The following is a 7,894-nucleotide window of genomic DNA, read 5'->3' as shown; positions in this document are numbered from 1 at the left end:
CGCCAAATGTTCTGACGACGGACAGAACTTAATATCACTCGAAGGCTCGTAACGAACTGCGACCTGGACACCTTCTTCGTTTTTGAGACCAAGCGTCCGCGCCGATCTGATTACGCCAATGCGGCCATTGGTGACTGCCGAGAAATCATATGCGCTATTCTGGAGGTTCCTGACCGGACCATCCTGCTCAATATGCATATAAGTGACCGAAGCCGACAAACCATTCCATTCAGGCAGGTTCAGGGTCGTGCGGGTGCGGAAATAATCATTGTTGCCGACCGAGAAATCCTGTTTCAGGCCCCATTCACCGGTCGGTCCTTTGGTGATGAAGCTGATCGCGCCTGCGGTGGCATTGCGACCGAATAATGTGCCCTGTGGGCCCCGCAGCACCTCGATCCGTTCGATTTCGGCAAGGTCGAACAATGAACCCACAGTGCGGGCGATGTAGATACCATCGATATAGAGCGCGATCGGCCCGTCAATGCCAGGTAGAACGACGCCGCCGCCATTCAGGCCGCGAACCGTGATAATCGGCGAAGCACCCGATGTCGTGCTTACATTGAGGCCAGGCGCCAGGTTGTTGAGATCGGCTACGTCCATGATCCGGCGTTGCTCGATCGCCTTCGCAGTGAGCGCTGTGACCGCAATCGGCACCCGCTGAAGATTCTCCTCGCGACGCTGTGCGGTGACAACGATGTCCTCCACGCCGCCGCCAGCGGCGGCAGGAGCCGTAAGTTCCTGAGCTATCGCAGCCTGTGATATGAACGCGGTGCTGCTGAGCAGGATTGCAATAAATCTCGGCGTCATCATTTCTTCTCCCCTTTAGTATTATAGTTACTGCGCTGCCATCGCGACTGTTCGGTCAGGCGACTGGCGATCGGTTCAAGATGCTGCAAGAAAACTGGAACTTATCCTATATTTATAGAATCACGTCGAAGATCTGTAATAGTAAGCAAGAACTACAAATGGAGCGCGGCTGCGATTGTCCGGCCCGTTAGCCGTCCGAAAAAGGTGCCTTCGGCCAATTGCAGTCCACTTGATCCGCCCGATTGGGCACTAAGACCCGAAGTCGCGCGACCAATCGCGTATAGACCTGGCAAGACATTGCCCTCGGCGGTCAAAACTTCGCCGGTGGGGAGCGTACGGAGCCCACCAAGAGTGAATGAATAATAGACTCCGGTCGCTTCGATACCGCAATCGAACACGGCATAGGGCGCCACGTCGAGTGGTTTGATAAATTTTGCCTTTTTACCAAATAGTGGATCGTGACCGTTGCGCGCGTGATCGTTATATACTTGGAGCGTCGCTCCAATAGATCCGCGTGGCCAGCCTAATTCGTCCTCCAACTCCTCGGGGGTGTCGCCGGTGGCGACGATCGGGCGGGAACCAACCGGCTTTTCGAATACCTCGCTGTCTACCAGTAAGTAGATTCGTCCATCCTGGCGTAGCACGGTATGTTCGCCGAGGCGTTTATGGTTGACGTCCTCTGGAAGAAACCGCTGGCCGCGTTCATTGAGCAATATACCACAGATCAAATTGGGTGGGTTCAACACCGGGCAACTGTAAATCGCGGCGTGCATGTTGGCGGTGGCCCCTCCCGCCGCTTCGCCGAGTAGTATGCCAGACCCGTCATCGAATGGGTTGCCCAACGGAGAAGTATGCAAAGCACTCGACGCCACCCGAGCCACCATCTCGCGGTTCATAATGAATCCGCCGGTCGCGATTACGACGCCCCCGCGCGCGCGAATGTGGCGCGTTTCGCCGTCGCAACGCACCTGCGCCCCTATAATTGATCCATCATCGGACGTTATAAGCGCTCTGCAGTTGGCATCGGTCAAAACTTCAACGCCTTCGCGCACGGCAACGTCAGCAATCACGCGCATCATCACGCCGCCGCCCATGCACGAACCCTCGGCCTGAACGGTATGGCCGCGCGGCGCAGGCCGGGCAATTTGATTAAATGGAGCACATTCCTCACTGCCCGAATAATAAAGACAGTCATCGGTCGTCGGCTCGTAATTATGTGGCCAATAGCTTGGCTTGAACGGGATGCCGAGCGAGACCATCCAGTCGAAATGCGCCGCGCTTTCGCGGCAATAGAGGTCGATTTTATCCTCGTTGGGGCATGCACCGGTTGACGCCATCAGATAAGCGCGCATTGCCTCGACGCTGTCCTCGAAACCGCAGGCGCGCTGAATTGCCGTACCGCCGCCGCAATAGATTACACCGCCCGATAGTGCAGAGCTGCCGCCGGGAGCACTGGAACGCTCGACGATCATCACCCGAGCGCCGCCACGCCGTGCCTCGATCGCGGCCGAGCCTCCGGCGCAGCCAAAACCCAGAATGAGAACGTCGACGCTATCATCCCAACGGGTTACCGCGCTGTCCCGGATCAAGCGCGTCGCGCTCACTGCGTGTCACCCAGCTGCAATGGTGCGCCGGGCAGCATCGGCTGAATGTAGCCGGCGCTCCATGCACCATCGACCGCAATCTCGGCTCCCGACACATAGGAGGCATCGTCGCTGACCAGGAAAGCCGTCACCGCCGCGACCTCGTCCGGATCGGCCATGCGATGCATCGGCACCATTGTCATCCGCGCGTTTATCGCATCCACGGGCGAGCCCGTCGGGTTTGACATCGGCGTGTTGATTGCGCCGGGGTGCACCGAATTAACCCGGATGCAGTGGCCGCCAAACTCTATCGCCGCGACCTTGGACAGGCCGCGCAGGCCCCATTTGCTTGCGGCATAGGCACCCTTGGCGTTGGAGCCGCGAAGGCCATCAACCGAGGAGATGTTGACGATTACTCCCGCGCGCCGGCGCTTCATTACCACGGCCACCGCGCCCATGCCCATCATCGGACCGATCAGGTTGATATTGATCACCCGCGCGGCATCTGCCGATGAGATTTCCTCCAGCGCCATGTGATGCGAAATGCCGGCATTGTTAACGAGGATGTCGATCCGCCCGAACCGGGTATCGAGATCGGCGACGAGCGCGTGCCATTGTGCCTCGTCGCGCACATCGAGGTGATAATAAGCGACGTTCCCGCCGATCTCTTCCGCCAGCACCTTGCCATCGTTGTCCAGCATATCCGCGATCACCACGATCGCTCCATCGTTGGCCAGCCGGCGCACCGTTGCCTCGCCCATGCCACGCGCGCCGCCCGTTACGATGGCGACGCGTCCATCAAGTTTGCCGGTCATGCTATTTCCTCGTTGAGTGTGGCGGCGGCGAGTTCTCCACGCAGCATGCGGGCCGCCAGGATGAAATTGAACGCCGCGCAGAGGGTCGCGGCCACCATGATGGTGAGCGCATAGCGCAGTGAATTCGGCCCGAGATGGACGAGCGCATCGCCCAACAGGCCCATAAGCTGGATGCCCAGGCCGAATCCGACGATGTTGATGACCAGATAGATGACCGCGGTCGCCGTGCCGCGCATCAGTGGCGGGAACCACGCTCTGCACCATGCAATAACAGGCGTGGCCATTTGCTCGTCCTCTCCGTCCTGCTTCCTTTTTTCGGGAGTCTAGGATCATTCGCTGCTATATATTATCTAGGAACTTACTTACGATAACATCGGTACTTATTCGTTGTCAAGAATCATCGAAATACGCAAAAATCACGCGTGCCGCATGCCGCTTAATGCGCCGCACAGCTGTTAAAGTGTGCCTATGACGCCTGCAATCTGGTCAATTTGGGAGCAAGAAATACCCCAAACGCTTGTCCACCGTTCGGAAAGAAGGCCAGGAGGTCGACGAAGCCGAACTAGCACGCTTCGAGGACAAGGCTCGCGACATCGAGAAGCTTCTGGCTCGCTGCCGTCCGCAGCGCCTCAGCCTCTACGAACATAATGGCCTGATGTTCTCGCAGCCGCTCGAGGTGCTCGAGCTGGTGATGATGGGACGGGCAGCTCGGGCGCCGCTGGTTCGTGGCCCTCTCGGTTCCGCCATTTACGGTGAGCGCGTCATCTTCGGCCGCGAGACAGTTGAGGTGCGCGCCCATGATGAAAGCCGCTTCGTTAGTCTGTTCGGTATCCGGGAGTATGGGTGATTGAGGTTGCGTGGCCGCTGCGGCGAGTTGGATACGCACGTTGAACCTTTGGATGCTTTTTCCCGAAAAAACTGAAGTGCGTTCAGCAGGAAGGACGGATGGTTGGTTCCTTCCTTTTATGCCGGTCACAGATTGAACGTGGGATAGTCCGTATAGCCTTGCGGGCCGGGTGTGTAGAGCGTGCTGCGATCAAAACGGGCAAGTGCTGCACCGACCCGAAAGCGCGCTACGAGATCGGGATTGGAGATATAAAATCTACCGAACGAGACGGCTTCGGCGCTGCCGGCTGCCAGATGGCGGCTGGCCGATTCTTCATTCAGACTTTCATTCAGGATGAGCGAACCAGCGAAATTCTCGCGACACAATGCCAGCGCGTCAAAACCTATGTCGGATAGGCGTATCAAATGAACATAGGCCAGATTGAGGCAAGATGCGGCCTTGAGCAGTGTTGAATAGGTGTCGACAGGATCTGCATCCTGGATATCGTGCAGTGGGTTGCCGGGGCAGATACGGATGCCTACGCGGCCTGAGCCAATTTCGGTGGCCATTGCCCTGAGCGTTTGAATTACGAAGCGGCAGCGATTCTCGGCCGTTCCGCCGTAGATGTCGGTGCGCAGGTTCGAACCGGTGGAAAGGAACTGCATCGGCAAATAGCCGCTTGCGGCATGGAGTTCTACGCCGTCAAAACCAGCCTTGATCGCGGCGGCGGCGGCGGCGCGATATTCGTCGATGACGTCCTGCACTTCCCCGGTGGTGAGCGCGTGTGGCTCGTCGAAATCCACCATTCCCGCCTCATCGGTGTAGATCTGGCCCTTGGCGCGGATTGCGGAGGGGGCAACCGTGCGTGCGCCTTCCTCCTTGTTGAGCCGGCTTGAGATGCGCCCGCAGTGCATGATCTGGAGCACAATCTTTCCGCCGGCAGCATGCACGTCATCCGTGACGCGTTTCCATCCGTCGATTTGCGCCGGCGTGTAGATCCCAGGCGTCCGGCAATATCCCTTGCCGTTCGCACTGGGCTGGGTTCCTTCCGCGATGATGAGGCCGGCGCTGGCGCGCTGTGCATAATATTCCGCGTTGAGCGCGGTAGGTGCATCTCCGGTACCGGCGCGGCTACGCGTGAGCGGCGCCATGACGATTCGGTTTGCCAAGTAAAGATCGCCCAGTTGGACGGGGTCGAATAGAGAAGGCGTCACCTTAGTATCCCTCTTTGGTGAAAATGGAAAAGTCGAGCCCGGTGATTGTCACAGCCGGTCGCTATAATCGTCGATGCCGGGCAAAATAGGACGGAAAGGCGCCATAAGACGCACGGTACCGAGTTGAGCGGAGGTCAACGCATCGTCGAGACCATCGATGGCCCAGGTCTTGCCGTCCCACGCATCGGCATCCGAAAAGGCGAGAACCAGCCATCGTCGATCCAGTTCACACTGCGAGACTGGAATCGCGATGCGTGGCGCATTGGGCGGAAGCTGGAGAGGCCTGAACCAGAGCGACATACTACGGGGTTCGCCATGCAGAGGTGCGAGTAGTTGTTCCAGCGCAGTCACGAATGCGCTTTCATCCGCATTTTCGTCCCTGTCGATCAGAAGTGCAAGCGCGGACCGATAGGGATATTCAAGCGCCAGTTCGGCCGGGATTGGCTCGTGATTTGAAAAATGACCGCGCACATAATCGTAAAAGCCGGTCGAAATGCTGCGCGTGGGGGGCCCCATACGCCCCTGACGGGCGAGGCGCCGTACCTGCTCCACCGACCATGAAAGGGCAGCTTCCCGCCGGCCCTTCAAAATCCAGTATAGATTGAGGAACGACCCCCCGCTGATTTCAGGGCCGTCTGCCACACCGCTTCCGGTGCGCTGTTGCTTCAAATCTCGCGGCGCCACGAAGCGCCTTCCGGAAAAAAAGTCGGCGCCCGCCATGCAGCCGGCATAGAAATGATCCCGTTCATACCAGCGACTGAAATCACGCTCATGTCCGGCGTGCGGCTCAACCAGCGAGAAGAGGACGGTGCCCAGTTCTACAGGCGGTGCAAGCGCCAGATCCTCGACCGTCGGTCCGCGTCGCGCGGGGAGGTTGCCTTCAATTTTCTCGCTCATCGCATCTGCCACTTGACCATGCCGTCAAAAATAGTAACGATGGTACTGTAAGTGGGCCGGCAGCTAATGTCGATATCGTTTCTTCGAGGCCATGTCCGGGATTGGGGCATGTTGAAGGGCCGAGAGTCGTGCATCGTTGGCCGGTTTGGGAATGGGTGCTGGACGAACATGAATCTCGATTTCACGGAAGAACAGGAAATGCTGCCCGACAGTCTGCGCGGCATGTGTGAGGCCGGGTCGGATAACAGGGCGGTTCGGCGGGCCGAACTTGATCCGGCTGCCCCCATGACCGAAATTTGGCGCAGCCTGGGGATGCGGGTTTTCTGGGACTCGGCATTGCGGAAGTGCATGGCAGCTCAGGATTGGGCATGATCGAAACGGCCATCGCCGCGCAGGAGTTTGGTCGCTTTCTAGTTCCCACCCCTCATTTTGAAAGTGCGTTCTTTTCCGCCCGGCTGATCGCGGCAGCGGGCAGCGACCAGCAGCGCGCAAGCTGGCTGCCGGGGATCGCGGATGGATCCCTTGTTGTCGTGCCGGCCTGGTATGAGGCGGGCGGTGGTGACGACCTGGCGACCATCAACCTGGCGCTCGCGTCCAAGTGTGATGGGTTTTCGCTGACCGGGCGAAAACTGTTCGTCGCACACGCGACGGTGGCGGATCTTGCTTGTGCCCCTGCGCGCGATCCCGATGGAGCGGGCGCGCATGTGCTGGCGTCCGTCGATGCCCGTGCGCCGGGCATTCGCATTACCGCAGAACCAAATCTGGCGAGCGCACCGCTCTCCATCGGGCAGGCGCCCTTTGTGGACATGCCGGTCCCACCGGTGAGCGGCAAGGCAATGGCGGCAGGTGGCGAGCGCTCGGAAGCATTTCGATGAGAGGATGACCCCATGCCCTACACGATTGAGCAACTGCCAGATCTTGAAGACATCAAAGTCCTGAAGCACCGCTATTTCCGCTTCATGGACACCGGGCAATGGAGCGCGCTCGCCGCGTTGTTCACTGAAACAGCGCATATCGACTATCGGGGCGGCACCTATCGCTGTCAGATGGACGGCCGCGACAACCTCGTCGAGTTTCTTGCTAATTCCTTCAATTCAGACGCCGTCGCGATGCACCACGGCCATATGCCCGAAATCACCTTCACGGGGCGCGATACGGCCGAAGGTATCTGGTACCTGGAGGATATATTCATCCATCTCGATACCAATTTGCACACGTTCGGCAGCGCCATCTATCACGACAGCTATCAGCGCGTGGGCGGCGAGTGGCTCATCGCACGGTCCGAATATGACCGGGTGATCGAGGTGAACATGCCGCTCGATCCGGCAATCAAGGTGGATTTCCACTATCTCAAAAAGGTCGGGCGCAAACCCGAAGAACGCCGCGATGTCAGCCATCTCATAACTTGGACGACAGACGGCGCCTGACGCATCGGGCGTGGGGCGCGGGCTACAGGTCCGGTTGCCGATCAGGCGATGGGCCGATCAGCACGCTGTCCCGGGCGTGGGCTGTCGGCCCGGCCCGACCAGGACACCCATGCATTGGTCCATCGTATCGTCGATGATGGCTTCGGCTTCCTTCGGGCTGCGGCTGAACAGCCCTTTGCTGCCGATCTGGTAGACGGTCTCGAGAAAGAGCGTTGCCGCATTGGCGACGAGCCGGTCGAACTGTGCGGGCGACAAACATGCCAGATGCCCGCGCAGGCAGTCGACCAGGTTCATGGCCTCATCCATGACCGACGACGCGGAATGC

Annotated in this window: 10 protein-coding genes and 1 pseudogene; 4 read left to right on the top strand and 7 right to left on the bottom strand. The window is 59.0% G+C overall.

All coding sequences use genetic code 11. The features are described 5' to 3' along the window. The 4 genes from F7P65_RS13820 to F7P65_RS13805 form a co-directional block, all read right to left on the bottom strand. On the bottom strand, positions 1 to 810 hold an 810-nt coding region (locus tag F7P65_RS13820), incomplete at its 3' end, for a TonB-dependent receptor (RefSeq protein WP_150292650.1). Between the two features lie 149 nt (positions 811 to 959). Beyond that, positions 960 to 2,411 (bottom strand): FAD-dependent oxidoreductase, encoded by a 1,452-nt coding sequence (locus tag F7P65_RS13815; protein WP_150292648.1) that lies wholly within the window; start codon positions 2,409 to 2,411, stop codon positions 960 to 962. Beyond that, positions 2,408 to 3,205, bottom strand: a complete 798-nt coding sequence (locus F7P65_RS13810) for an SDR family NAD(P)-dependent oxidoreductase (protein ID WP_150292646.1) — start codon at positions 3,203 to 3,205, stop codon at positions 2,408 to 2,410. Before F7P65_RS13810 ends, F7P65_RS13815 begins: the two co-directional genes overlap by 4 nt. Beyond that, complete coding sequence (locus F7P65_RS13805; protein ID WP_162854624.1) at positions 3,202 to 3,489, bottom strand: hypothetical protein; 288 nt, start codon at positions 3,487 to 3,489, stop codon at positions 3,202 to 3,204. The genes F7P65_RS13810 and F7P65_RS13805 overlap by 4 nt, the downstream gene beginning before the upstream one ends. Before the next feature lie 254 nt (positions 3,490 to 3,743). Between F7P65_RS13805 and F7P65_RS13800 the strand changes: the two are divergent. Further along, positions 3,744 to 4,046, top strand: a pseudogene (locus F7P65_RS13800) (VirB4 family type IV secretion/conjugal transfer ATPase); the annotation flags it as partial. A 131-nt stretch (positions 4,047 to 4,177) separates the two neighbouring features. Here the strand turns inward: F7P65_RS13800 and F7P65_RS13795 are convergent. Together F7P65_RS13795 and F7P65_RS13790 are read right to left on the bottom strand one after the other, a co-directional pair. Then, a complete protein-coding gene (locus tag F7P65_RS13795; RefSeq protein ID WP_150292643.1) occupies positions 4,178 to 5,245 on the bottom strand; it encodes an alkene reductase in 1,068 nt (355 codons plus the stop codon). Positions 5,246 to 5,293: 48 nt separating this feature from the next. Further along, positions 5,294 to 6,142, bottom strand: a complete 849-nt coding sequence (locus F7P65_RS13790) for a hypothetical protein (protein WP_150292641.1) — start codon at positions 6,140 to 6,142, stop codon at positions 5,294 to 5,296. Between the two features lie 168 nt (positions 6,143 to 6,310). Between F7P65_RS13790 and F7P65_RS22055 the strand changes: the two genes are divergently transcribed. Genes F7P65_RS22055 through F7P65_RS13780 form a run of 3 tightly spaced genes read left to right on the top strand, consistent with a single transcriptional unit; the run spans position 6,311 to position 7,569 of the window. Then, entirely contained in the window at positions 6,311 to 6,514 is a 204-nt protein-coding gene (locus tag F7P65_RS22055; RefSeq protein WP_162854609.1) for a hypothetical protein, read from the top strand. Continuing rightward, positions 6,487 to 7,017: an acyl-CoA dehydrogenase family protein gene (locus tag F7P65_RS13785; RefSeq protein ID WP_240334297.1), complete on the top strand. Its 531-nt coding sequence runs from the start codon at positions 6,487 to 6,489 to the stop codon at positions 7,015 to 7,017. Before F7P65_RS22055 ends, F7P65_RS13785 begins: the two co-directional genes overlap by 28 nt. 12 nt (positions 7,018 to 7,029) lie before the next feature. Then, a complete protein-coding gene (locus F7P65_RS13780) occupies positions 7,030 to 7,569 on the top strand; it encodes a nuclear transport factor 2 family protein (protein ID WP_150292636.1) in 540 nt (179 codons plus the stop codon). Positions 7,570 to 7,626: 57 nt separating this feature from the next. Here the strand turns inward: F7P65_RS13780 and F7P65_RS13775 are convergent, their stop codons facing one another. Further along, positions 7,627 to 7,863, bottom strand: coding sequence for a hypothetical protein (locus F7P65_RS13775; protein ID WP_150292634.1), 237 nt, complete (start codon positions 7,861 to 7,863; stop codon positions 7,627 to 7,629). Positions 7,864 to 7,894 lie beyond the last annotated feature (31 nt).

Source organism: Sphingobium estronivorans, assembly GCF_008692605.1.
Lineage (GTDB): Bacteria > Pseudomonadota > Alphaproteobacteria > Sphingomonadales > Sphingomonadaceae > Sphingobium > Sphingobium estronivorans.
This window is presented reverse-complemented; position numbering and strand designations above follow the sequence as displayed.